The sequence below is a fragment of the Dyella sp. OK584 genome (assembly GCF_057787755.1).
The window spans coordinates 2973468-2997488 of sequence record NZ_CM173542.1 but is presented as its reverse complement, the minus strand read 5'-3'; the positions used below and the strand labels follow the sequence as shown (position 1 = coordinate 2997488).

Below are 24021 nucleotides of genomic sequence, written 5' to 3'. Positions count from 1 at the left end.
CTGCGCTGTTTGCGTCGTGGCCTGGCAAATCGGATCTTTTCGTCTTCTGAATGGGTCTGGCGTGCAGACCGTGATTTCACAATCGCGGCACTATGAATGGCCGGGGTCGGACGAGGACGGCAGGCTGATCCGCCGTCGATGGATAGGGACAGTGGATGATCGCAAGCCATGGGTGACTACCGGCACGGCACATTGACGAGGCGCACACCGGCCTTGCTCGCGATAGCCATCACCTGTGTGGTGGCGTCGGGTTGTGTCAGCCAGCAGGCCAAGCCACCGGAGCCCTCATCGGCCACACGAGAGGCATCGACCCAGCAAAACGAAAACCACCCAGGTGCCGAGGCGCTTCGTCGCTTGTCGCTCATGCGCCCCCTGGAGGGCGGCATCGACACGCCGCTCGTGCATACCGAAATCCACGGCTACCTGATGGTGGATGCCGCGGCCTATTCCGGCCAAGGACTGGGTCATACGCAGTTGAGCGTGCGCCGCGCCGACATCAATTTTCAGCAACACCTTTGGCGCGACTGGCTGTTCTATGCCGACGCCGAACTGGTCAACAAGCGTCTCGAATTCAAGGACCTCTATCTGCGCAAGCAAACCCACCACTTCGGGGTCGTGACGATAGGCAACCAGCAGGAACCCTTCGGCATTGAGCAATACGGCAGCTTCAAGAACACCACGTTTCTGGAGCGCGCCACGTCCAGCGCGATCGCCCCGAGCCGGAGCGTGGGCGTGACCTCAAGTAATTTTCATGGCCCGTGGATATGGAGCTACGGCTTTTTCACGGCCGGCGCCAAGGATGAGGGACGCCAGCAACGCGGCCTCGCGCTGACCGGGCGGCTTGCCTACGTAATGCATACCGAAAATGGTCCGTATCACCTGGCGTTCGATTACTCCATGCGCCGGTTCGGTCCCGGCAACGACCAGCGTTTCAACTCCGCGCCGGAAGTGGCGCTCTCATCCAGTTCCTACTTCCTCGACACCGGCAGCATTGAGGGCTCAAACCGTGTGCAGCGTTATGGCCTGGAGGCTGCCCACGTCAGCGGACCGTTCTCGTGGCAGGCGGAATACATGGAGGCCCATCTGCAACGCGACGACGGCCTGCCATCGTTGCGTTTCCGTGGCTGGTACGGTTACGCCAGCTGGATGCTTACCGGCGAAAGTCGCGACTACCGCGAAAGCAACGCCATCTTCGGGCCAGTGATTCCCCGAGTGTCCTGGAACGGACGAGGTGGCGGTGCACTGGAAGTTGCCTTGCGCCTGAGCCAAACCGATCTCAACGATCGCGACATCATTGGCGGCAAGGAAACCAACCTCACGGTGGGCATCAACTGGTACCTGGATAAATCCGTACGCTTGTCGGCCAACCTTGTTCATGCGCTCTACCTGGACAAACCTGGCAACGCGTACGACGGCAAGCATCCATCGGCTTTAGTTGGCCGTCTGCAATATCAGTTCTGACACCATCCCAGCGGCCAGTGCGCGTATCGACTGGTTGACATGCGGATCGATCGAAATAAGAATTGTTCTCAACAATTGCATCCGGCGGGCCCGTTCGCGCCCGACAAGGAACCCGTTCACGTGATCACCTTCTGTGCGCTGCTGCTGACCCTGGCAGGAGCGGCCCTGGTCTACCTCGCAAGCGCGCAGCAGCGCCTGCGCACGGCGCCGCTGCCGTTGTCGGCGCGTCTCACCGGCTGGCTACTGACGCTGGCTGGCACGGTCGGCTGGCTGCTCGTTGCCGGTATCGGTGCAGGCATCACCGCTGCGCTGAGTGCGGTGATGCTCACGTGGGTGACCCTGCCCTATCTCGCCTGGTGGCGCGCGACCACCGCAGAAGCTGCCAAGCCATGATCGCCCGCTGTCTGGCCGGCACCTTGCTGGGCTTCCCGCTCGCCGCCGCACTGCTCGCACTGTCGCTGCAGTGGTTGCCCAACCACGGTGAAGCACTGATCGTTCCCGCGCTCATTCTGTTCTTTCCACTGTGGACCGCCGTCATGGCCGGCGCCTACCTGTTTCGCAGCGGGCCGCGCGCGTGGCTGGTGCTCGGCGTCGCCAACGCAGTGACGTTCCTCGCCCTGTGGGCGGGACGTCTGGCGGGTTCCTGAAACAAGGATGTCACGATGAAAGCCGCCACCACCCGCGCTTACCAGACGGTGCACACCTGGACCGGACTGATCGCCGGCTTCGCCCTGTTCGTGGCGTTCTATGCGGGTGCGCTGACGGTGTTCCATGACGACATCGCCGCCTGGCAGAACCCGCCCTGGCGCAGCGCTGCCGATGCCGATGTGCCGGTTGATGCTCTGATCGGGCGACTGCTCGCCAGCCACCCGTCCGCTCATGAGGACTTCGGCATCGTGCTGCCCATCGACAGCTCGCACGCCGCCTACGCTTACTGGCAGGACAAGGCCGACACTCGCTTCGCCACCGCCAGCCAGATGGACGCACCGCGCGCGGAAGCGGCGGAGAACGAGCTGGCCGATTACGTCTACGCCTTGCACGATTCGCTGGGCTTGCCAGTGATCGGCCTGTACCTGATGGGCATCGTGAGCGTGCTGTATGGACTGGCCTTGGTGTCGGGCGTCCTGATCCACCTGCCGCAGCTGTTGAGCGATTTTTTCGCCATGCGCGTGGGGCGCAACCTCAAGCGGCTATGGCAGGACGCGCACAACGCCATCGGTGTGCTTAGCCTGCCGTTCCATGTGATTTTCGCGGTGACGGGAGCGCTGTTCTGCCTGTTCACGATCACCCTTGCCGCACTCAACACCGTCGCTTTCGATGGCAAGCTGTTCGATGCCTTCGCCAAAGCCACCCAGACCACGCCGGCTGTGACTGCCAGCGGCACGTCGGCCAGCATGCTTTCTGTCGACGCACTTTTCCAACGCGCCCGGGCCGAGGCATTGGCCAAGGGCGTTACCAGCTTCGAACCGGACTACCTGCACTTCGTGCACTACGGCGACCGCAACGCCGTGGCCGAGGTGCGCGGACTCTCGCAACACACACTGGGCACTTACGGCACGGTCGCGCTTTCCGCGCACGACGGCAGCGTGCTGGCCACCTATGTCGGCGACAGCTACAGCCTCAACGGCATCAGTTACGCCTCGCTGTTTGGCCTGCATTTTGGCAGTTTCGGTGGCCGCACCGTGCAATGGCTTTACTTCATCCTCGGCCTGGCGGGCGCATTCCTGTTCTATTCGGGCAACCTGTTGTGGATCGAGTCGCGCCGCAAGCGCCGCCATCTCGACCAGCCGCGTCGCACGCAAGTGATGGCGCGCGCAACTATCGGCGTGTGCATCGGTACGTGCCTGGGTATTTCGGGTGCATTCGCGGCCACGTGGATCGCAGTGCGCATGGGCGTCGATGCAGGCCTTCCGCAGCGCGTCGCCTGCTATGGCCTGTTTCTCGCTGCCTGCGCGTATGCGTGCGTGCGACCGATCGCGCGAGCCACAGTGGAACTGCTTGTCGCCACATCGGTACTCACCATGGTGGTCGCCTTGGTGGACCTGATCGGCAACGCTGCAAGCATGACCCGAACGTGGTCGCCGCTGACGTGGAGCGTGCTTGGCGTGGATCTCACCGGCATCGTGCTCGGCATCGTCTTTGCGTGCTTCGCGCGCGCTACCGCACGACGCGCACGCAACGGCGATACCAACAGCGTGTGGTCACTGCAGGCGACAACGCAACGCTGACAGTGCGCGCGACTGCTTGATCGATCAGTAGGCCATCCGTACCGAATTGAGCCGCGCCACGGCCGGGGCGTCGCCCATCAGGGCAACCTCGTCCCACACCGTGTCTTGCTCGCCATCGACCAGCAGTTCGTAAGCTGTGCGTCCATCGAACGCGTTCTGGTGACGGCACATCCACCGGACGGCACGCTGGCGATCCCCCAGACTCTGCACCAGCATCGCCGCGAGCGTGGCATGTCGCTGTTCGAGCATGTTGAAGGCGCGCTCCATCACGTCATCCCGCTGGGCATTGATCTGGTCAAGCTCGGTGGCGACGTCCTGAAACCTGATCGTCATCTTGCGCATACGTTCACTCCCTTTTCCCCCACGCCGTCAGCTCACGTCGTCCCAGGTGTCCTCCCCTAGGGGTCAGGGCCACGCAGGACTGCTATCGCCCTTCCGTGGGCCTCTCGACCACTCGACCTGCCGGATCCGTGCAACAGGGTCCGTGCGGCTCGATCATGCTCAAGCAAATGCTGAATCCGCGTGAATTCCTGAGAGATATCGACTATGACTTTCGGAGGACATCCAAGGCGTCGGCAACCGGCAATTCAAGGGGCCAACGTCGCCAGCAACGCGCGCAACCGCGACATGGATCCGTGGATGGCGTCCACCGACATGTCGCCATAGCCGAACAGCAACCCTTGCCTGGCGCGGCGGCCGGCGTAGAACACCGCAATGCCGTAAAGCCCAAGGGATGCGGCGCGGGCGCGCGCAATCAGTTCGGTTTCCGGCAGTCCCTTGCGCAGGAACGCCACCAGATGGATGCCGGCCACCGGGGCAATCGGTTCGAGCCAGGGCGACAAGGGCCCGCGCAGATGGGTCAGCAGAGCCTCGCGGCGTTCCGCGTAATGCTTCTGCACGCGCCGAACGTGCCGGCCGAATTCGCCGTCCAGCATGAAGCGGCCCAGTGCGGTCTGGGTCAGGCTGCAGCCGTGCCAGTCGTTGATCTGCCGGGCCTTGAGGAAGTCGGCGGCAAGTGTCGCCGGCGGCACCACGTAGCCGGTACGCAGCTCCGGGAAGATGGTCTTGGAGAACGTGCCGACGTAGGCCACCACGCCGCTGCGATCCAGGCTCTTGAGCGATTCCACCGGACGCCCTTCGAAGCGGAACTCGCCGTCATAGTCGTCTTCCACGATCAGCGCGCCGCGCCGGGATGCCCACTCCAGCAGGGCGATCCGCCGCTCAAGGCTCATCGGCATGCCCAGTGGAAACTGGTGCGATGGGGTGGCATAGACCAGCCTGGCGCGATCCGGCAGCTCGTCCACCCGCAGCCCCTCTTCGTCCACGCGAACCGGCACCACGCGCGCTCCTAGTGCAAGCAGGCTGGAGCGCGCCGGCGGATAGCCGGGTTCCTCGACGGCCACCGTGTCGCCACGCTCGACCATCACCCGCGCGGCAAGATCGATGGCCTGCTGCGCTCCCTGGGTAACGATGACGTCCTGCCAGTTGCAGGCAGCGCCACGACTGAAGCCGACATAGCGCGCGATCGCCAGGCGCAGTTCCTGCTCACCGGCGGGATCACGATAGATACCGCGGCCACGGGCCTGCGCGCGCAGCGCATGCGCCACGCACTTGCGCCATGCGTCGGCATGGAAAAGTGCCTTGTCGGTGACGCCGCCCAGGTAGTCGTACTCCAGGCGCTCGCCCGGCTTGGGCATCGATAGTGCTTCCGGCACGCGCTGCCACACCTTGGCCGCCCGGGGTGCGACCGCGCCCCGCGCGCGAGCGCGGGGCGGCATGGACACCAGTCCTTCGGCGACGAAGGTGCCATCACCCGTCCGGCTGGCCAGAAAACCTTCGGCGATCAGGCGCTCGAACACGTCGAGCGTGGTTTTACGCGATACGCCCAGCTGCTGCGCCAGGTCGCGCGTGGAAGGGAGTCTTTCCCCGGGTGAAAGGCGTCCCTCCACGATGGCCGCACGCAGTTGCTGGTAGATCTGGCCGGAAAGGTCGCGGCGCCCCGCGATGGTCAATTGGATGTCCATCCAGTGGCTACCTCAAATCTCTTAAAAATGGATATTCAAGCAGGCCAATGTGAAGTCTAACCTGATTCCACTTTCCCAACAGTCCCAACCCGGAGAACCAAGACATGAGCCAGCGTCTCGACTTCTACAAGGCAAGCCCCGAAGCCATCAAGGCGATGGTCGGGCTGGAGCAGCGCATCGGCAAAAGCGGCCTGGAGAAATCCCTGGTCGAACTGGTACGCCTGCGTGCTTCGCAGATCAACGGCTGCGCCTACTGCGTGGACCAGCACTCGTCCGACGCCCGCAAGGCCGGAGAGAACGAGCGCCGGCTGGCCACGCTCAGCGTGTGGCGCGAAACACCGTTCTTCACCGACCGCGAACGTGCCGCATTGGAATGGACCGAATCGCTCACCCTGATTGCCGACAACCATGTGCCAGACACCATATGGGAAGCCGTGCAGCCGCACTTCACGCCCGAAGAGCTGACCGACCTCACCTTGCTCGTGGTCGCCATCAACGGCTGGAATCGCTTCGCGATTGCCTTCCGTAAACTCCCTGCCTGAGGACGAGCGGCATGAACAACAGACCTTCACGCCTCGCCGCTGCCCTGCTGACTTGCTCGCTTGCACTGAGCTTTGCCGGAACGCTGCATGCGCACGCGGGCGGCGAAGAAACCGTGCAGCCGCTGATGAAACAGCCTGTGATCGATGCGCCCGGCAAGAATGTCATCATCGCCACGGTGACACTGGCGCCCGGACAAAGCGCGGCACCGCATCTACACCCAGGCTCGATCTTCGCTTACGTACTGCAAGGCAGCGTGACATCGCAACTGGAAGGCCAAACGCCAAAGACCTATCGGCAAGGTGAAAGCTGGTATGAGGCACCGCGCGTGCACCATCTGGTCACCCGCAATGCAAGCACCACGCAACCAGCAATATTGCTGGTATGGGCCATCGTCGGCGACAAGGACCCCATCAAGCTGCCGCTGCCGGAAGCAGCAAGCCAGAAACCCGCGTTGCCGGAAATGACATCAAGATGACTTGATGCCTCAAGGCTCGCGAAGTATCTCCAGCACCTTCGCGAGCGCTTCATCGTTTCGGTACAGCCGGTGTCCCGACCTGACAATGGTGGTGGACTGGGCGCCCGCCAGCATGGCGCTGCTGAGCGGCACCGCGCCGTCGCCCGGCGGATTTTCACCGGGCAACGATCCGGCGATGGTGTAGTAGCGGACGCCAGCCACAGGCATCAGCGATTGCAAGGCGTGGCTTACGGGTTGCGCGCCGCGCAGCGTGCTGATGCTGCTGAGGCCATCTGCGCGATAGTCCGCCTGCAATGCGCCGGAGACGTGCTCCCGGTTCGCATCAATGACGCGCAGAAACGCGTCCAGCTCAGGTGAGTGTGGTTTCACGAGCCGTTGCGCAAGCCGGCCGATAAAATGATCTGCCACCGGGCTGCCCAGATGCGGCGAGGCCAGAAAAATGGCCCTCGATACGCCCGGATACGCTTTGAAATGGAAAATGCTGTCGACCAATGCCATATCGTCGGGCGCTCCTTTCAGCACCGCGAGCGGTTCGTCGAACACGGCCCGCCACGCTACCTCTCCACTATCGGATGTAAGCAGGCGCGAGACGACGCCACCCATGCTGTGCCCGATCAGCACCATGCCGCGATGTGCGGGTGCGCTGTCGTCCGGATCGAGTACGTTCCAACCGTAATCGAGGAATCGCTGCACGCGAAGGCGATTGGTCAGCAGCGGCGCATTGGTCTGATACACGATATGCCACACCTGGTAGCGCGCGCGAAGATCGGGCGAACCGAAGATCCGGTTGGTCAGCTTCGCCCATACCAGCGGACTGCCGCCGAGACCGTGCAGCATGATGATCGGCGTCTTGTTGGGGTCATAGTCCTCCAGCAGGTAGAGGCCCTGCCGAATCCCGATCTGCTTGCCGCCCACCAAACTCCAGACCGCCATACGGTTGAGTCGCGACTTCTCGAAAAGCGCTGCAAAGGACGCCGTCACGTCCACTGAAAGCGGCACACTTCGATCACCGATGACCACCGTCGGATGTGCCAGCGGATCGGTCATCATCAGTCGCGGCTCGCCATCTACTCCCCTATCGACCCAGGCGGTGACCGGCCGCGCGACGCCTTCTGGCGGATACAACTTGCAAATGGGGCGGTCAGTGCAACGTGGCTGCACCGCCACCAGAGCAATGCCAAAACCATCCGTTGCGAAGCGCGTCTCCATCACCGAAGGAATGCTTATCGCGCTTGCACGTGTCAGCGCGAATGAGCCGACCAGGCTGGTCGACATGCCACTCATGACCACGTTGAGCTGCATGCCCGCGACGTCCACCGCGCGAGGCGCCCATCGGGGCGGCTCATGCGCCAGCAGAAAGTCCAGCAGCTTGCCGGTGCAGTGATTGGCGAGGGCCTGCGCCTCGCGCCACGTGGCATCGTCGCCCGTGTCCGCGGCCTGGTATGCACCCGCCGCGCAGCGCAGCCAGTAGCGCGCAGCACGTTCGGCACGCGGCTCGTGTTCTGCATCCTTCGAAAGGTGCCGGGCCTGGGCGAGCGCATCAACAGAAGTCGTCGCCGTTTCGGCGCCCGGGCGCACCGGTGTCGTGCACGAGGTAGCCAGACACAAACCACCTGCAAGGCTGAGCAGCGCCAACGCTCTCATCACGCCACTGGGACTACGCGCAATGAACAGCCACTCGGCCGCAAATTTAGGGAGGCGGAGATGCCGGTATCGATGGCCATCCATTCGGAAACGGCGCATGAGCCCCTCTTTTCCGGCAGAAGTCCAAATCGAGCGGGCCACGACGGGCACCGCAGCCCATGAAGCGTCGTGATGCAAATTACGCCATTCGCATGACGGTTGCATCCTGCTGCCGGCAAAAAAAGCCCCGGCTCGCACCGGGGCTCATGTGACTGCCAGATGGCAAACCTGACTAGAAGTCCTGCGTGAAACGAATGCCAAAGGTCCGCGGCGGGGTCATGACGGTATAGACCTGCCCGTTGGGATAGGCCGGCACCACACCGTGCGCGGCGCAAACCGCCTCGGCGCACTCGGTGAAGCGATAGAGCTGCCCACGCTTGTCGAACACATTGTTGACGTAGACGTCCAGCGCGAACCCGTGCTTCTTGATGCCCGCCGAGAGATCCATGGTGGTGTACGCGGGGAGATCGCCCAGCAGGCTCCGTTCGTACAAGCGCAGATCGGACGTGCGGTTGCCCACATGCACCAAGGCCGCCTGCAGGAAGGCTTCCTTGTCGCCGATGTCCCAGGCGTAGCGCGCACTGAGGTTGCCCTTGAAGCGCGGCGTGACCGGTAGCTGCGTGCCCTTGGGTGCCTGCGGCCCAGTAACGGTGTCGCCGGTAAGCGGATTGACCGTGCCTGCCGGGCAGTTGGTAATGGGCGTTCCGTTGGGATCGGTAAAGCCGCAGTAGTTTTCCGTCAGCTTGGCGTTGTACAGCGCAAAGCCCATGCCGATCTGAAGGTTGTACGTAGCCGCCCAGTTCAATTCCGACTCAAAGCCATCGATCTGCGCCTGGCCGGCGTTCTTGATCTCGGTGAGACCATTGGCGCCGAGAATGCTGAACTGGAAGTCCTTCCACTTCTCGCGGAACACCGCACCGTTGAACGACAAGCGGTTCTCGAACCAGGTGGTCTTCCAGCCGAGTTCGTAGTTGGTGAGATAGTCGGACTTGTACGGCGGCAAGCTGCCACGGCGATTGATGCCGCCAGGGCGGAAACCTTCCGACCAGGTGCCGTAAATCATCTTGCTTGGCGTGATCTGCCAGGTCAGGTTGGCCTTGCCGAGCGAACCGGATTCCCTGGTGTCCTTGGCGAAGTCCATGCACGGCGCGCCGCGATACGGATCGGGCGAGATACAGCCCGCCTCACCGTAGGTGGAGCTGGGTGAATACCCCGCGCTGAACCCGTAGAAGCCGCCCAGGCTGTTGTCGGTACGGAAATAGCGTCCACCAATGGTGCCGGTGAGTGTTTCGGGAATGAAGTCGTAAGACAGCTCGCCGAACACGGCCTTGTCCTGGTCGATGCGGCGCTGCTCGGTGAGCCACAACGTGTTGGGCCAACCCGTCACGGAAAGCACGTCGGCCAGTCCGTTGATCATGTAGCGCTGTTCGATGTCGTGCACTTGCTTCTGCCAGAACAGGCCACCCACCACGCGCAGTCGATCTTCCTTGGGCGAAGCGATGCGCAGCTCGTGGCTGTCCATCGTGTAGCGGTCCTTGCCCTGAATGAACTGCGACGGGTTGATCAGGTTGCCGCTGTTGTCATAGATGTACGCGCCGTAGCCGGCCAGGGTGTCGTACCAGAACGAGTAGTCGCTGTAGTCACTGTCCTCTTCCTGGTTGCGCTTGAGGTGTGCGTAGGCATAGGTCAGATCGAAATTGCCAATCTTTCCCTGCACAGTCAGCGCCGCCTGGATCCAGCGGTCGTTGGTGTATTCCGGATAGAAATGGGTGATCGCGAGACTACCGACTTGCGGGTCGGAAAAGGATACGCCGTGGGCGACCGTCTGCTGCCCCATCAGCGTCGGGCTGATCGACCAATCGTCATTGAGGTCGAGCTTCAGTGCCGCACGCGCGCCATTGGTGTCGACATCGTTGTAGTCCTTCTTGGCGCGACCGGTGCACTCCAGACCCGGCGTAGGCGTGCAGTCCTTCGCGTTGCTGACCGTGATGCCGGACGTCGGATACGTACGCGAGCCGACCACGTTGTCGATGTAACCGGCGTCATGTTCGTGCCAACCGACCAGGCGAATGGCCGCACTGCTGGACATGGGAATATTGATCATGCCTTCGGCGGTGTAGCCAACGCCGCCATTACTGACGGAGTCGATACCGACACTGTAATTGGCGGCAAAACCGCTGGGATCCGGCTTGTTGGTGATGATGCGCAACGCACCCGCTTCTGCGCTGGCGCCATACAGCGTGCCTTGCGGACCGGCCAGCGCCTCGACGCGCGCAATGTCGTACATGTGGATATCGAGCGGGCCCTGGATCGTGGTGACCGGCTCTTCATCCAGATATACGCCCACGCTCGGCAGCGAGCCCGAGTGGTTGCCGTCGCCGCCACTGGCAACGCCACGCATGTAGATCAGCGCGAAGCCGGGCCCGAACGTCTGGTAGGAGATGCTAGGCAGGTACTTCACGTAATCGTCGAAATTCTTGACGTGAAGTTCTTCAAGCCTGTCCTGACCCAGCACGCTGATGCTGATCGGCACCTTCTGCAAATTTTCTTCGCGCTTTTGCGCGGTGACCGTCACCGCCTCCAGTGTCGTGGCCTTCTTGGCTGGTGTCGCATTCGGCGCCGGACTCTGTCCGGCGTCCTGGGCGAAAGCCTGCGGTGCCATGGCCAGACAAATCGCCGCGGCCAGCGGCACTCTGACTAGCCCCAATCGCTCTCTATTTATTGGCCGCTTGGGCCTGACCCTCTGCATCGACTACCCCTCCCCATGGTGACGACGAACGATGGCGGTTGTCGGGATGCTCTGACCCATTCAACGGGAGCGGCATGATGTTCAGAAGGCCCGCAGGCTGCGGAGCGTGGCGCCGCGCAGGCTGGCTGCCTGGGCAAGCCGCGCACCGCGGCCTGCGGGCCTTCTGGACATCACCCGAAGGGCCGGCTCTGTCGACCCGCAGCTGCGGGCCGATAGAACCGGTGACACCCCCGTTGAATGGGTCAGAGCATCCCTAACCCGCCTCCCCTACCGGTGCCGCGGGATAACTCCCGAGCACCGCCCCCAACGACTGCTCCAGCGGCGCCAGCCAAGGCGCATAGTGCCGCCAGTGATCCACCCCCTCCCGGTAGATCGGCCGACGCACCTGTTCGGAACTGGCCGTGCGCACCGGCCGCGCGTTCTCGAAGAAGCGCAGGCACGCCTCTTCGAACGGCAGGCCGCAATAGTCGAGCAGACGCCGAACCTCTCCTTCGGTGTCCTCGACCATGTGTTCGTAGATGACGCGATGGATGCGCCCCGGCAGCACCGCATCGAAATGCGCCATCAAAGCAACGTAGTCGCGGTAGTAACGCCCAAGGTCGTCCAGGCTGTAGCTGAAGCTCTGGCCGCGCGCGAAGTGCTGCTTGAAGCCGGAGAAACAACACGCAAGAGGATGACGTCGCGCGTCGATGATTTTCGCGTTCGGCAGCATCAGGCGGATGAGGCCGATATGCATGAAGTTGTTCGGCATCTTGTCGATGAACAGCGGTGCCGAAGTTTTTCGGTGCACGCGAGTGTGCGCAAGATAGCGCTCGCCCAGCTCACGCAGCGCATCGCCATCGAGCGATGCCAGCGCGTCGTGGTAAGGCATCGTGCTGGCGGCATCACCCTGCTCGCGAAGCAGTCGGGTGATTGAGGTCACCTCGGGCAGCTCCATCGTGCCTTCCACCTGACTGTGGCTGGACAGGATCTGCTCGATCAGCGTGGAGCCTGAGCGCGGCAGGCCCACGATAAAAATGGGATCTGGCGCCTCACAGCCCGCGCCTTGGCGCTCAGCGAAGAATTCATTCGTGTAGCGTTCGCGAATATGGCGCACGCGCGCACTGGTTTCGTCGGCGCTGTAGTGAAGCTGCGCACGGCGGACCGCATTGCCCTGCGCGTAGTGGGAAAACGAAGGCTCGTACTCGCCCGCATCCTCCAGTGCCTTGCCGATCGCAAACTCAAGATGCAGCCGATCGTCTTCGACAAGATCCGTGCGCAACAACTGCCCGCGCATGGCCGCGAGATCGTCGGTGTCGAAGCGAAAGGTTTTGAGGTTGGCCAGGCTCCACCACACCTCGCCGAACGACGGTTCAAGTGCGAGGCTGCGACGATAGGCGGCAATGGCGCGCTCGACACGACCGGCAGTCTTCAGCGCGTGCCCATAGCTCATCCACACCTTGGGGTTGTTCGGGTATTGCTCCAGCAAATCGGCATAGAGACCAATGGCCGGCTCGTAGTCACCAATCCGGCACAGCACCACGGCCTTGAGATTGCGATAGCCGGGATGATCCGGCGCCGCCGCAAGCAGTCGTTCGATCTCGGCCAGCGCCTGCTCCGGCTGGTTGCTACGGTGCAGTGCCAGCGCATAGTTCTGGCGTGCGGCATCAAAACCGGGCGCCAGCTCCAGGCAACGCGCAAGCAGACTCAATGCGTCCTCGTTGCGACCAAGCCGCATGGCGACTTCGGCAAACATGCGAATCGCGGCGACATCGGTCGGCGCCTGCCGAAGGTGTTCGCGCAGCAGCGCCTCGGCTTCCGGAATGCGGTTCTCGACCAGTGCGGTGGCGGCAGCGAGCAGTCGCGGGTCGCGCGTGGAATGGCGCACGTGCTCGGCATAGGCCGCATCGGCGGCATCCTGCTCGCCTGCGGCCGTCAGGTGGTCGCCCAGTGCGCGCCATGCCTGCGGAAGGTCGGGCTTCAACGCTACCGCCCTGCGTAGCGCGGCGATCGCTTCCTGACCGTGTCCACTGCCGCCAAGCGCCATGCCTAGGTCGAGATGGGCAAGCGCCCAGTTCGGCTGCGTTCGCGCCAGCGGCTCGAGAATGGCGATCGCGCCGCGCATCTCTCCCTGCGCGACCTTGGCGGCGGCAAGCAGTCGCAACGCTGCCGGATGATCGCCAACTACCTTGAGGATCTCGGCCGCCTGCTCGGCAGCCAGCGCCGGATCGCGTTCCAGCAGGCGGGCCGTGTGCGACAGCGCCTGTTCCAGCGTGCCGGTGGCGCTCGTGTCGGTCATGGCTTGGTTCATGGTTGCTCCAGAGCCAGGGCAAGCCCCTGGCCGACACCAACGCAGAGGCTGACCAGTGCACGGCGTTGTTTGTGGCGACGCATCGCCAATGCCGCCGTTATCGCCAACCGCGCGCCACTGGCGCCAAGTGGGTGCCCGAGTGCGATCGCACCGCCGTTGGCATTGAGATGATCGGCATCGTCCGGCAGGCCAAGCGCGCGGCTGCAGGCCAGCACCTGCGCCGCAAATGCTTCGTTGATTTCGATGCGATCGAAGTCGGACAGCGTCAGGCCAGTACGCGCGAGCAGCTTGTGGATCGCCGGCACGGGACCGATGCCCATCACGCGTGGCGCCACGCCCGCCGAAGCCATGGCGGTGACTCGTGCCATGGGTCGCAGCCCGTGCTTGCGCACCGCCGCTTCCGATGCCAATAGCACTGCGGCGGCGCCATCGTTGAGGCCCGACGCGTTGCCTGCGGTAATGCTGGAGTCTGCACCGAGCAACGGCTTGAGTGCGGCAAGTTGTTCGGCGGTGGTATCAGGACGCAGGTGTTCGTCCATATCGATGGCGACCGTGCGCTTGCCTTGCGGTGCATCGACTGTGCTGATTTCCTCAGCCAGCCAGCCTTGTCGTTGCGCATGCGCCGCACGCTGCTGACTGCGTAGTGCGTAAGCATCCTGATCGGCGCGGTCGATGCCATGCTCGCGCGCCAGGTTATCGGCGGTCTGCGTCATTGAATCGATGCCGTAGGTGTCCTGCATCCGCGGATTGACCAGACGCCAGCCCAGCGTGGTGTCCTCAAGTTTCTGGTCACGCGCATACGGGCCACTGGCCTTGGCCATCACAAAAGGCGCGCGCGACATGCTCTCCACGCCACCGGCCATGACGAGATCGGCTTCACCGCAGGCAATGGAACGCGCCGCCTGTCCAATGGCTTCCAGGCCGGAGGCACACAAGCGGTTGACGGTGATGGCTGGAACCGATGCCGGCAAACCCGACAACAGCGACGCCATGCGCGCCACGTTGCGGTTGTCCTCGCCCGACTGGTTGGCGCAACCGAGGATCACTTCGTCCAGTGCCGCCCAGTCCAGCGTCGGGTGGCGCTTCATCAACGCAGAAATAGGCAGTGCCGCCAGATCGTCGGCGCGTACGCAGGCCAGTGCACCGCCATGGCGGCCAAAGGGTGTGCGCGTAGCGTCGACGAGATAGGCGTCAGCCATAGACGCTCTTCAATGCCATATGCGGTTGCCAGCCGCCATGCTGGATCGCGTGCTCGATCGAGCGTTGCGCGTCCCGCAGTGCGGGCAAGATCAGTTTGACCGCGCGGGCAGCGGCGTCCTCGCTATGGGGCATGCCCACGTTCAATGCGGCAATGGCGGTACCGTCAGCCGTGCGGATCGGCACGGCGATAGCAAACAGCCCAACCTCCAGCTCGCGCGACACCATCGCATAACCCTGTTCGCGAACGCGCTTGAGTTCCGCCTTCAGCGCCGTGGCGGTGCGAATGGTATACGGCGTCAGCGCACGGAATTTCTGGTCCCGCAGCCACGTCGCGATTTCGGCATCCGGCAGCCCCGCCAGCACCACGCGCCCCATCGAGGTGGCAAAGGCCGGCAAGCGCGCCCCCACTCCCAGCGCCACACTCATCACACGACGCACCGGCACGCGCAACACGTAGACAATATCGTGGTCGTCCAGCACCGCCATCGAACACGACTCGCCGACACGCTCGGCAAGCAGCGCCATGCTTTGCTGCGCCAATTCGGTCAGGTCCAGCGACGTGAGATAGCTGTAGCCAAGCTCCAGCACGCGCGGAGTGAGATAGAAGCTGCGCCCCTGGCTGCCGACATAGCCCAGATGCTGCAAGGTCAGCAGCAGGCGACGCGCCACCGCGCGGGACAGGCCGATGCGTCCGGCGACCTGCGAAAGGCTGGGACTTGGCTGTTCACGATCGAAAGCGCGCAGCACCTGAAGGCCGCGAGCCAGCGACTGCACGTAGTCCGCACTGTCCTCGAAGGTTTTCGATTCCATACGCCACGAATGTCCATTGACAGATCGAGCGTAGAAGGATTCCAATAAGTTCGCAATACGAATTTCTGTTCGATAATCGAACAAGCTGCATCCGGGGGGAGAGGCTTGGCAAACGAAGGCGACAGCGTGCTGCACAGCTGGTCTGTGCAGTCGGAATGGCGAGCGCCGACCGTGGTCGGCGGTCGTGGTGCGCATCTGGAACTGGCCGACGGCCGCCGCATCCTGGACATGAGCAGCCTGGCCGAATGCAGCAACCTCGGCCATCAGCATCCTGCCGTGGTCGAGGCGATCCGTCGTCAGGCCGAACAACTGTGCTTTGTTACCTCGGCATGGGGTGCCGAGCCGCGAGCTGCGCTGGCCGAAGCCCTGCTGGAAAAAGCAGGCTTCGAAGGCGGGCGGGTGTTTTTCACACTCGCCGGCGCGGACGCCAACGAGAACGCGGTGAAGTTCGCACGCCAGGCCAGCGGAAAGCCACGCGGCCAGATCATCACGCGCGACCGCTCCTATCACGGCGCAAGTTATGCGTGCATGGCGCTGTCTGGCGATGCACGCACGCGCGCCCAGGTCGATCCGGAAGCATTCGGCGTGCTGCATGTGCCGCCGCCCTACGCCTATCAGGGCGCATTCGGCAGCCATGACCCATCGATCTGTGGCGAACGCGCGGTAGGGGCGATAGCAGAGACGATCGATCACCATGGCGCAGGCGCCATTGCAGCCGTGATGATGGAACCCAATGCCGGCACCAATGGCATCGTGGCGCCGGACAACTATTGGCCAAACCTGCGCCAGACCACCCGCTCACGCGGCGTCTACCTGATTGCGGACGAAGTGATGAGTGGCTTCGGCCGCTGCGGCGAATGGTTTGCCTGGCAACGCTACGGCGATATCGGGAAGCCGGATCTGATGACGCTGGCGAAAGGCCTGACCGGTGCTCACCTGCCGCTCGGTGCCGTCGTGCTATCGGCCGATGTCGCTGCACGGTTGCAACACGAGATGCTCTACACCGGCCTCACTTATTGCGGCCATCCATTGGCATGCGCAGCCGGCCTCGCCGCACTTCGCGCCTATGAAGACGAAAACCTGATCGCTCGCTCGCACACGCTCGGCGCGCGAATGTTCAAGGAACTACAGGCCATACAGTCGCGCCATGAAGTGATTGGCGACGTGCGCGGCGGTCACGGCCTGTTTGCGGTGATCGAACTGGTTGCTGACCGCATCACGCGCGAACCGTTGGCACCGTGGCCGCACACGCCACCTGCACTTAACGCATTGATCGATGCGGCCATGGCTGAAGGCGTGTCGTTCGCCAGCCGCGGCAACCTGATCCTGCTGGCACCACCGCTGGTCATCGATGAGCACGCGCTGGCCGATGCACTTGCTCTGCTCGATCGTCTTTTTGCACGCTTTTTTCCCGCCCATTCTTGAGGACTCGTCGATGAGCTTTCGCCTCACCTACGCCACCATGTACAACCCGCCGGAGGCGATGCATGAGCGCTTCGAGGAGGCCATGGCACGCGTCGAGGCTACATTGGGTTCGCGCCATCCGCTGTTCATCAATGGTGCCGACCGCGATACCGCGCAATACGCCGACCGACGCGCGCCCTTCGACAGCAACCTGCGGTTGGGCGAATTCGCGCTGGCTACTACTGCCGACGCCGAAGATGCGATGACTGCCGCGCATGCGGCCTTCCCTGCATGGCGCGCGACGCCGGTGGCCGAGCGCGCCCGACTGGTGCGCCGGGCCGGCGAGTTGATGGAGAAGCGGGTCTACGACATTGCTGCGGCACTGACCCTCGAAGTGGGCAAGAACCGCATGGAGGCGCTCGGCGAAGCGCAGGAGACCGTCGACTTCTTCCATCACTACGCCGGCGATTTCGAAAGCCATGCCGGCTACGCGCGCAAATTGCCAGACGACCCCATCGAAGGCATGGCCTCGCACAACGCCAGCGCGATGCGTCCCTACGGCACCTGGGTAGTGATCGCGCCGTTCAACTTCCCGCTGGCGTTGGCAGGCGGCCCGGCCGCTGCCGCCCTGGTCACTGGCAACACAGTGGTGCTCAAGGGTGCGAGCGATACGCCATGGGCAGGTCGCCTGCTGGCCGACTGCATTCGCGATGCAGGCCTGCCGCCCGGTGTATTCAATTACCTTTCCGGTGCCGGGCGAGATATTGGCGAGACGCTGGTGCGGCATCCGCACACCGCGGGCATCACCTTTACCGGCTCGGTGCCGGTCGGGCGGCAGCTCATGCAGCACATGGTGAGCGGCACGTACCCGCGTCCGTGCATCGCTGAAATGGGCGGCAAGAATCCGTGCATCGTTACCGCACGGGCTGACCTCGATCGCGCTGCTGCTGGCATCGCGCGTTCCGCCTACGGCATGACCGGACAAAAGTGTTCGGCACTGTCGCGACTGTATGTGCACGAAAGTGTGGCCGATGCACTGATCGAGCGGCTGCAGGCGCAGATCGCCGCGATCCGCATCGGCGATCCTCGCCGCCGCGAGCACTGGCTGGGCCCGGTGGTCAACGCGGCGGCCTATGACAACTACTTTCGCTATGCCGAGGCATTGCGTGCCGGCGGCGCCAACGTCATCCACGGTGGCACCCAGCTCGGCGCAGGTACCCACGGCGATCCGTCGCTGGCGCATGGCTATTACGTGGAGCCGTTGCTGGCCGAGGCGCCGCTCGAGCATCCGCTGTGGCAACAGGAAATGTTCGTGCCGGTGCTGATGCTGCATCGCTATCGCGACCGCGATGAGGCAATGCGCCTGGCCAACGACACGTCCATGGGACTTACCGCGGGCTTCTACGGCGGCGAGGAAGACGTGGCCTGGTTCCACGATCACATCGAAGCGGGCGTCACCTATGCCAACCGCCCACAGGGCGCCACCACGGGCGCGTGGCCGGGCTACCAGCCGTTCGGCGGATGGAAGGGTTCGGGTTCCACCGGCAAGGCCATCGCCTCGTTTTATTACCTCGCGCAATACCTGCGCGAGCAGTCGCGCACCGTGGTGGAGTGAACCGATGCACTTGTCGCTTGCGGATGCAATCGAAAATTATGTTGCCAATGGCGCCAGCGTCGCCTTGGAAGGCTTCACGCACCTGATTCCTTTTGCCGCCGGTCACGAGATCATCCGCCAGCGCAAGCGCGATCTGCACCTGATCCGCATGACGCCTGATCTCGTCTACGACCAGATGATCGGCATGGGCTGCGCTCGCAAGCTCACCTTCTCCTGGGGCGGCAATCCTGGTGTGGGTTCTCTGCACCGGCTGCGCGATGCAGTGGAACACCAATGGCCCAACCCGCTGGAACTGGACGAGCATAGCCACGCCGGCATGGCCGCCGCGTTCTGTGCCGGTGCGGCACGGCTGCCATTCGGCGCGCTGCGCGGCTACGTTGGCACCGATCTGCCTGAGCGCAACGCAAACATCCGCAGCGTTACCTGTCCCTTCACCGGTGAAACGCTGGCCGCCGTGCCCGCGATCAACCCCGACGTCACTATCCTCCACGCACAACGCGCCGATCGCGAAGGTAACGTCGCCATCGACGGCATCGTCGGCGCGACCCGCGAAGCGGCGCTGGCGGCGCAGACGTTGATCGTCACGGTGGAAGAGATCGTCGACGAACTGCCGCCTGCCATGAATGCCATCGTGCTGCCGCACTGGGTCGTCAGCGTGGTGGTGCATTGTCCTGGCGGCGCGTACCCGTCCTACGCGCAAGGGCACTACACGCGCGACAACACCTTCTACCAGCAGTGGGACTCGGTGGCGCGCGAACGCGACGGCTTCCTCAGCTGGATGGACCAACACGTGCTTCGCGTGCATGACCACCGCGCATTTCTCGCCGGTCTGCCGCGAGGACATGCATGAGCACATGCACCCGCGATGAGTGGATGACCATTGCCGCGGCACGTCTTCTTCACGATCGCAGCGTTTGCTTCGTCGGCATCGGCTTGCCGAGCGCGGCCTGCAATCTTGCGCGACTCACGCATGCACCGGGCATCGTGCTGATCTACGAATCAGGCACCATCGGCACCCGCCCGCGCGTTTTGCCGCTATCCATAGGCGACGGCGAGTTGGCCGAAACTGCTGCCTGCGTGGTGCCGTTGCCGGAAATCTTCAGCTACTACCTGCAGGCCGGTCGCGTGGACATCGGCTTTCTCGGCGCGGCACAGATCGACCGCTACGGCAACCTAAACAGCACCGTGATCGGCCCTTACGACGCGCCGACCACACGCCTTCCCGGTGCCGGTGGCGCACCGGAAATCGCGCAGCATGCGAAGCAGGTGTTCGTGATGGCCAAGGCCTCGAAGCGTAGCTTCGTCGAACAACTCGACTTCCGCACCAGTGCCGGTTACCTCGATGGATACGGCGGGCGTGCAAGATCCGGCGCCACCGGCGGTGGACCGCGCGCGGTGATCACCGACTTCGGCATGCTCGCGCCGCACCCGCAAAGCGAGGAGCTGCAACTCGTCGCACTGTTCGCCGATGCAAGCGTCGAAGAGGCGCGCGCAGCGGTTGGCTGGACGCTCGCCGTGGCCGACGAGATCGACACCATCGCCGCACCGACCGAGCACGAACTCGACACTCTACGTGCACTCAACGCCCGCACCCGCGAGGCGCATGCGCGCCCCGTCCATCTTCCGCTCTGATCGAAGGATTGCCGAGACCGCCGCCATGCCCAATCCCATTCACATCAGAACCTCCCTGCCCGGCCCGAAAGCCAAGGCCATGATCGCCCGCGATGCGGAAGTGATTTCGCCCTCGTATCCGCGTGACTATCCGTTCGTGATGTCGCATGGCCGCGGCACCGAAGTGTGGGACGTCGATGGCAATCGCTTCCTCGATTTCGCCGCCGGCATCGCCGTGTGCGCCACCGGTCATGCGCACCCGCAGGTGGTTACCGCAGTGAAGGCTGCAGCCGACCAGTTCCTGCACATTTCCAGCGATTACTGGCACGAGCAGATGACCGGTCTTGGCGAGCGGCTCGCGCGCGTAGCGCCAATGCAGACGCTCGCCGGCGAACCGGCGATGAGCTTTCTGTGCCAGTCCGGCACCGAGGCGGTGGAAGGTGCGCTGAAACTGGCGCGTTACATCACGCGCCGGCCACGCTTTCTTGGCTTTCTCGGTGGCTTCCATGGCCGCACCATGGGCTCGCTGTCGTTCACCTCAAGCAAGTACACACAGCAGCTCGGCTTCGCGCCGACCATGCCGGGCGTGACCCACATACCGTTCCCGAACCCATACCGCCCGCTGTTCGCCGGCTCCTATCAGGGCAAGGCGGTGCTCGACTACATCCGCATGCTGTTCGAGCGCAGCGTGCCTGCCACCGAGGTTGCGGCGATTCTGGTCGAGCCGATTCAGGGCGAAGGCGGTTATCTCGTGCCGCCGGATGGTTTCCTCGCTGGGTTGCGTGCGCTGTGCGACGAACACGGCATCCTGCTGATCTTCGACGAAGTGCAGTCCGGTGTGGGGCGCAGCGGCAAGATGTTCGCGTGCGAGCACTGGGGTGTCGCGCCCGACATCATGACGCTGGCGAAAGGGCTGGGCTCGGGCTTGCCCATCGGTGCGGTGGTGGCGAAGAAATCGCTGATGTCCCAATGGAAGCGCGGCGCGCACGGCAACACCTACGGCGGCAATCCACTCGCCTGCGCCGCAGCCAACGCGACACTGGATCTCGTCACCGGCGGCCTGGCCGACAACGCCGCCAAGGTCGGCACCTACTTCCTGGCACGTCTTCATGAGCTTGCACGCGAGTACTCATGCGTCGGCGAGGTGCGAGGCAAGGGCCTGATGATTGGCATGGAACTGGTGGAGCGCGACGTCGATCACACGCCGGCCCGCGCCCTGTGCGACGCCGTGGTCACCCGTGCTTTCCACAACGGCTTGCTGCTGCTTTCCTGCGGCACCAGCACCGTGCGCTTCATGCCGCCGCTCAACGTCAGCGTTGGCGATATCGATGAGGCCATCGTCCTGCTGCGCGCGAGTCTCGATCAGGCATTGGCGAGGCGCTGAGGGCATGTGGCGCCGACTGCCTGTCGCACTTGTTCTGCTGTCGTGCATGGGCGCGGCGCGCGCCGAGCGGGAGCCCGTGTTGAAGCAGGTGGATCTCCCGCACAGCTATTACTGGCGTGAACTCTACCTGCCGCAACTCACCACCGGCCCCGACATGGTGAGCTTCATGCCGGATGGCGACACGCTCGTCTACAGCATGGGCGGCTCGCTGTGGCAACAGCGCTTTGACGGCGACACCGCCACCGAACTGACTCATGCCGCGCGCGCCTACGACAACCAGCCCGACGTGGCGCGCGATGGCCACAGTGTGGTGTTCACCCGCTATGACGGCAAAGCGATCGAACTGTGGCGACTCGACCTGGCAAGCGGTCGCGAGCGGGCACTGACCACGGGCGGCGCCGTGAACGTGGAACCGCGCCTGTCGCCCGACGGCCGCCAGATCGCATGGGTGTCCACGCGCGACACCGGCCATTTCAATCTGTATGTCGCCGACATCGATGCCTCAGGTTTGCATCGCGTGCGTCCCTTGCTCGGCGAGCGCAAGAGCGCGCTGGATCGCTACTACTATTCGGCGGTTGATCACGCGATCAACCCCTCGTGGTCACCCGACGGCAAGACGCTCTACTACGTCAGCAACCCGGAAATCGCCTGGGGCACAGGGGATTTGTGGTCGGTGCCGATGGCCGATCCTTCGCAGCGCAAGCGAGTGCTTGGCGAGGAAACCAGCTGGAATGCGCGCCCGGAAATGGCGCCAGACGGCAAACGCTTGCTTTACGCAAGCTATCACGGCCGCCAGTGGCAGCAGCTTTGGCTCACCACGACCGATGGCGCCGCACCGCTGCCGTTGACCTTCGGCGAGTTCGACCGCCGCAATGCGCGCTGGTCGCCCGATGGCCGCCGCATAGCCTATGTCGACAACCAGTCCGGCAACACATCGCTACGCGTGACGGAGACCCTTGGCGGCGCCACGCGCACCGTCATGCCCACCCATCGGCACACCAAGATGCCCATGGCACATCTCGTGCTCGACATCGTGAACGAACACGGCGAGCGCACACCTGCACGCGTTGTCGTGCTTGGCAGCGACGCACGTGCCTATGCGCCAGACGATGCCTGGATGCACGCCGACGACGGCTTCGACCGCAAGCTGCAAGCCACCGAAACGCACTACTTCCATTGCAACTCGCCGTGTGCGATCGACGTGCCCGTTGGTGCCGTGAAGGTCTGGGTGCAGCATGGCTTCGCCTATGCGCCATGGCGCAAGACCGTGAATGTGCGGAAGGATCGCGAGACCTCGCTGCATGTTTCACTGCAGCCGCAACCGCTGCCGGCCGCGTTCGGCGATTGGATCAGCGCGGACCTGCACATCCACATGAACTACGGCGGCCACTACCGCAACACGCCCATGAATCTTGCGCGGCAGGCGCGTGCCGAAGATCTCGATCTTGCTTACGACCTCGTGGTGAACAAAGAGGAGCGCGTGCCGGACATCGCCTCGTTCCGCACTGACGCCGATCCGGCCAGTACACCGCACAGCCTGGTTTTGCACGGTCAGGAGTATCACACCAGCTTCTGGGGCCATCTGGGCCTGCTGCATCTGGGCGACCACTTCATCACGCCGGATTTTTCCGCCTACCGGCATACCGCGCTGGCCAGTCCGTATCCCACCAACGCGGCGATTGCCGATCTGGCGCATGCACAGGGCGGACTCGTCGGCTACGTGCATCCGTTCGACACGCTCCCCGATCCCGCACACGATGCCGTGCTCAGCAACGAACTGCCCGCGGATGTGATCGAGCACAAGGTCGACTACATCGAGGTCATGGGCTTTTCCGATCACAAGGCCACGGCGCAGGTGTGGTATCGCCTGCTCAATCTTGGCTTTCACCTGCCCACCGGCGCGGGCACCGACGCCATGGCCAACTACGCTTCGTTGCGCGGCCCGGTCGGCCTCAACCGCGTGTTTCTTGATACCGACGGCAGGCGCGATGCCAACGCGGCCATGGATGCGCTGAAGGCCGGTCATGGCTTTGCCAGCAACGGACCGCTGCTTGGACTGCTCATCGACCAAGCGAAGCCTGGCGATACGCTCGCCACGGGTCGGCACCACTATCGCATCGCGCTGCGCTCGCTGGTCGCGGTGGATCATCTGGAACTGGTGCACAACGGCAACGTTGTGAAGACGTTCGCGTTGAGCGGCGACCGCAGGAGCCTCGACGACGCCGGTGACATCGACCTCAACGGCGGCTGGGTACTGCTGCGCGCATGGAACGATCGCGCCGATCCGCGGGTGCTCGATCTCTATCCCTACGCCACCACCAACCCGGTCTGGCTTGGTGACCACGTGCTTGCGCCGAGCGCGCGCAGTGATGCGGCCTGGTTTGCCGATTGGCTGACGCGGACCATCGAGGCGGCTTCTGCACGGGACGACTACAACACCGCCGAGGAGAAGCGCGTAACGCTGGACTACCTCGGTCACTCACGCGACGCCTATCGCGCCATGGCGAATGGCGTCGCGCCTTCCGAACCCAAGTGAGACAACCC

Annotated in this window: 19 protein-coding genes; 12 read left to right on the top strand and 7 right to left on the bottom strand. The window is 63.8% G+C overall.

Annotated elements, in window-relative coordinates; translation table 11 throughout:
• The first annotated feature begins 168 nt into the window (after positions 1 to 168).
• From AC3CBN_RS13475 to AC3CBN_RS13460, 4 genes are all read left to right on the top strand, one after another.
• Positions 169 to 1461 carry a porin gene (locus AC3CBN_RS13475; RefSeq protein ID WP_488633522.1) on the top strand — a complete coding sequence of 431 codons (1293 nt, stop codon included), beginning with the start codon at positions 169 to 171 and terminating at the stop codon, positions 1459 to 1461.
• Positions 1462 to 1581: 120 nt separating this feature from the next.
• The gene (locus AC3CBN_RS13470; protein WP_488633521.1) at positions 1582 to 1854 is read left to right on the top strand and encodes a hypothetical protein; all 273 of its coding nucleotides are present in this window, start codon (positions 1582 to 1584) and stop codon (positions 1852 to 1854) included.
• Positions 1851 to 2108 carry a hypothetical protein gene (locus AC3CBN_RS13465; protein ID WP_488633520.1) on the top strand — a complete coding sequence of 86 codons (258 nt, stop codon included), beginning with the start codon at positions 1851 to 1853 and terminating at the stop codon, positions 2106 to 2108. The genes AC3CBN_RS13470 and AC3CBN_RS13465 overlap by 4 nt, the downstream gene beginning before the upstream one ends.
• Positions 2109 to 2123: 15 nt before the next feature.
• Positions 2124 to 3689, top strand: a complete 1566-nt coding sequence (locus tag AC3CBN_RS13460) for a PepSY-associated TM helix domain-containing protein (RefSeq protein WP_488633519.1) — start codon at positions 2124 to 2126, stop codon at positions 3687 to 3689.
• Between the two features lie 24 nt (positions 3690 to 3713).
• On the opposite strand, the gene AC3CBN_RS13455 is transcribed toward AC3CBN_RS13460, so the two are convergent.
• Positions 3714 to 4031: a DUF2384 domain-containing protein gene (locus tag AC3CBN_RS13455; RefSeq protein ID WP_488633518.1), complete on the bottom strand. Its 318-nt coding sequence runs from the start codon at positions 4029 to 4031 to the stop codon at positions 3714 to 3716.
• Between the two features lie 245 nt (positions 4032 to 4276).
• A complete protein-coding gene (gene pdxR / locus AC3CBN_RS13450) occupies positions 4277 to 5713 on the bottom strand; it encodes a MocR-like pyridoxine biosynthesis transcription factor PdxR (RefSeq protein WP_488633517.1) in 1437 nt (478 codons plus the stop codon).
• A gap of 104 nt (positions 5714 to 5817) precedes the next feature.
• On the opposite strand from pdxR, the gene AC3CBN_RS13445 reads away from it, so the two are divergent.
• Both AC3CBN_RS13445 and AC3CBN_RS13440 read left to right on the top strand, forming a co-directional pair.
• Positions 5818 to 6255, top strand: coding sequence for a carboxymuconolactone decarboxylase family protein (locus tag AC3CBN_RS13445; protein WP_488633516.1), 438 nt, complete (start codon positions 5818 to 5820; stop codon positions 6253 to 6255).
• Positions 6256 to 6266: 11 nt separating this feature from the next.
• Positions 6267 to 6731, top strand: a complete 465-nt coding sequence (locus AC3CBN_RS13440) for a cupin domain-containing protein (protein ID WP_488633515.1) — start codon at positions 6267 to 6269, stop codon at positions 6729 to 6731.
• Positions 6732 to 6740: 9 nt separating this feature from the next.
• On the opposite strand, the gene AC3CBN_RS13435 is transcribed toward AC3CBN_RS13440, so the two are convergent.
• The 5 genes from AC3CBN_RS13435 to AC3CBN_RS13415 form a co-directional block, all read right to left on the bottom strand.
• Positions 6741 to 8474 carry an esterase/lipase family protein gene (locus tag AC3CBN_RS13435; RefSeq protein WP_488633514.1) on the bottom strand — a complete coding sequence of 578 codons (1734 nt, stop codon included), beginning with the start codon at positions 8472 to 8474 and terminating at the stop codon, positions 6741 to 6743.
• A 172-nt stretch (positions 8475 to 8646) separates the two neighbouring features.
• Complete coding sequence (locus tag AC3CBN_RS13430) at positions 8647 to 11076, bottom strand: TonB-dependent receptor (protein ID WP_488633513.1); 2430 nt, start codon at positions 11074 to 11076, stop codon at positions 8647 to 8649.
• A gap of 340 nt (positions 11077 to 11416) precedes the next feature.
• Positions 11417 to 13441 carry a tetratricopeptide repeat-containing sulfotransferase family protein gene (locus AC3CBN_RS13425; RefSeq protein WP_488636732.1) on the bottom strand — a complete coding sequence of 675 codons (2025 nt, stop codon included), beginning with the start codon at positions 13439 to 13441 and terminating at the stop codon, positions 11417 to 11419.
• A gap of 8 nt (positions 13442 to 13449) precedes the next feature.
• Positions 13450 to 14652: a 3-oxoadipyl-CoA thiolase gene (pcaF, locus tag AC3CBN_RS13420; RefSeq protein ID WP_488633512.1), complete on the bottom strand. Its 1203-nt coding sequence runs from the start codon at positions 14650 to 14652 to the stop codon at positions 13450 to 13452.
• Positions 14645 to 15463, bottom strand: a complete 819-nt coding sequence (locus tag AC3CBN_RS13415) for an IclR family transcriptional regulator domain-containing protein (RefSeq protein WP_488633511.1) — start codon at positions 15461 to 15463, stop codon at positions 14645 to 14647. Before AC3CBN_RS13415 ends, pcaF begins: the two co-directional genes overlap by 8 nt.
• A gap of 105 nt (positions 15464 to 15568) precedes the next feature.
• Between AC3CBN_RS13415 and AC3CBN_RS13410 the strand changes: the two genes are divergently transcribed.
• The 6 genes from AC3CBN_RS13410 to AC3CBN_RS13385 are packed head-to-tail and all read left to right on the top strand — an operon-like array spanning position 15569 to position 24013.
• Positions 15569 to 16888, top strand: coding sequence for an aminotransferase family protein (locus tag AC3CBN_RS13410; protein ID WP_488633510.1), 1320 nt, complete (start codon positions 15569 to 15571; stop codon positions 16886 to 16888).
• A 10-nt stretch (positions 16889 to 16898) separates the two neighbouring features.
• The gene (locus AC3CBN_RS13405) at positions 16899 to 18482 is read left to right on the top strand and encodes an aldehyde dehydrogenase family protein (RefSeq protein WP_488633509.1); all 1584 of its coding nucleotides are present in this window, start codon (positions 16899 to 16901) and stop codon (positions 18480 to 18482) included.
• A gap of 4 nt (positions 18483 to 18486) precedes the next feature.
• Positions 18487 to 19332, top strand: coding sequence for a CoA transferase subunit A (locus AC3CBN_RS13400; protein ID WP_488633508.1), 846 nt, complete (start codon positions 18487 to 18489; stop codon positions 19330 to 19332).
• Complete coding sequence (locus AC3CBN_RS13395) at positions 19329 to 20114, top strand: CoA-transferase subunit beta (RefSeq protein ID WP_488633507.1); 786 nt, start codon at positions 19329 to 19331, stop codon at positions 20112 to 20114. The genes AC3CBN_RS13400 and AC3CBN_RS13395 overlap by 4 nt, the downstream gene beginning before the upstream one ends.
• 25 nt (positions 20115 to 20139) lie before the next feature.
• A complete protein-coding gene (locus AC3CBN_RS13390; protein ID WP_488633506.1) occupies positions 20140 to 21477 on the top strand; it encodes an acetyl ornithine aminotransferase family protein in 1338 nt (445 codons plus the stop codon).
• 4 nt (positions 21478 to 21481) lie between these two features.
• Positions 21482 to 24013, top strand: coding sequence for a CehA/McbA family metallohydrolase (locus AC3CBN_RS13385; RefSeq protein ID WP_488633505.1), 2532 nt, complete (start codon positions 21482 to 21484; stop codon positions 24011 to 24013).
• Positions 24014 to 24021: the final 8 nt, after the last annotated feature.

Coding starts and splice junctions, on each gene's coding strand:
- AC3CBN_RS13475 (WP_488633522.1), top strand. CDS start 169: ATGGGTGACTACCGGCACGGCACATTGACGAGGCGCACACCGGCCTTG.
- AC3CBN_RS13465 (WP_488633520.1), top strand. CDS start 1,851: ATGATCGCCCGCTGTCTGGCCGGCACCTTGCTGGGCTTCCCGCTCGCC.
- AC3CBN_RS13460 (WP_488633519.1), top strand. CDS start 2,124: ATGAAAGCCGCCACCACCCGCGCTTACCAGACGGTGCACACCTGGACC.
- AC3CBN_RS13455 (WP_488633518.1), bottom strand. CDS start 4,031: ATGCGCAAGATGACGATCAGGTTTCAGGACGTCGCCACCGAGCTTGAC.
- pdxR (WP_488633517.1), bottom strand. CDS start 5,713: ATGGACATCCAATTGACCATCGCGGGGCGCCGCGACCTTTCCGGCCAG.
- AC3CBN_RS13445 (WP_488633516.1), top strand. CDS start 5,818: ATGAGCCAGCGTCTCGACTTCTACAAGGCAAGCCCCGAAGCCATCAAG.
- AC3CBN_RS13440 (WP_488633515.1), top strand. CDS start 6,267: ATGAACAACAGACCTTCACGCCTCGCCGCTGCCCTGCTGACTTGCTCG.
- AC3CBN_RS13435 (WP_488633514.1), bottom strand. CDS start 8,474: ATGCGCCGTTTCCGAATGGATGGCCATCGATACCGGCATCTCCGCCTC.
- AC3CBN_RS13430 (WP_488633513.1), bottom strand. CDS start 11,076: ATGGCACCGCAGGCTTTCGCCCAGGACGCCGGACAGAGTCCGGCGCCG.
- AC3CBN_RS13425 (WP_488636732.1), bottom strand. CDS start 13,441: ATGACCGACACGAGCGCCACCGGCACGCTGGAACAGGCGCTGTCGCAC.
- pcaF (WP_488633512.1), bottom strand. CDS start 14,652: ATGGCTGACGCCTATCTCGTCGACGCTACGCGCACACCCTTTGGCCGC.
- AC3CBN_RS13415 (WP_488633511.1), bottom strand. CDS start 15,463: ATGGAATCGAAAACCTTCGAGGACAGTGCGGACTACGTGCAGTCGCTG.
- AC3CBN_RS13405 (WP_488633509.1), top strand. CDS start 16,899: ATGAGCTTTCGCCTCACCTACGCCACCATGTACAACCCGCCGGAGGCG.
- AC3CBN_RS13400 (WP_488633508.1), top strand. CDS start 18,487: ATGCACTTGTCGCTTGCGGATGCAATCGAAAATTATGTTGCCAATGGC.
- AC3CBN_RS13395 (WP_488633507.1), top strand. CDS start 19,329: ATGAGCACATGCACCCGCGATGAGTGGATGACCATTGCCGCGGCACGT.
- AC3CBN_RS13390 (WP_488633506.1), top strand. CDS start 20,140: ATGCCCAATCCCATTCACATCAGAACCTCCCTGCCCGGCCCGAAAGCC.
- AC3CBN_RS13385 (WP_488633505.1), top strand. CDS start 21,482: ATGTGGCGCCGACTGCCTGTCGCACTTGTTCTGCTGTCGTGCATGGGC.